The sequence below is a fragment of the Pseudoalteromonas sp. MER144-MNA-CIBAN-0113 genome (assembly GCF_040308965.1).
GTDB lineage: Bacteria > Pseudomonadota > Gammaproteobacteria > Enterobacterales > Alteromonadaceae > Pseudoalteromonas > Pseudoalteromonas tetraodonis.
On sequence record NZ_JBEOOG010000597.1, the window covers coordinates 1 to 237 of the forward strand.

At 43.9% G+C, this 237-nt stretch carries 1 protein-coding gene; it reads right to left on the reverse strand.

Annotated features, from left to right (window positions below):
• On the reverse strand, positions 1 to 237 hold a 237-nt coding region (locus tag AAEY57_RS21090; protein WP_350608796.1), incomplete at both ends, for a methyl-accepting chemotaxis protein.

Genomic DNA, 237 nt, shown 5'->3' on the forward strand with positions numbered 1-237 from the left:
TAATTTGCTTAATAGCTTGTATAACATGACTCATTAAATTGCCGACGGCATCTGCTTGTTGTACGCTTTTTTCACTGTCTTGAAGGCTTGTTTTCATAAGCTCTACAGCAAGGTTTGAGCCTTTTTGTAACTGGCTCACCGTGTCTTCAATTTCTTGCGTTGATTGTTGAGTGCGGTGTGCTAATTGGCGTACTTCATCTGCTACAACGGCAAAACCGCGTCCTGCCTCTCCTGCTC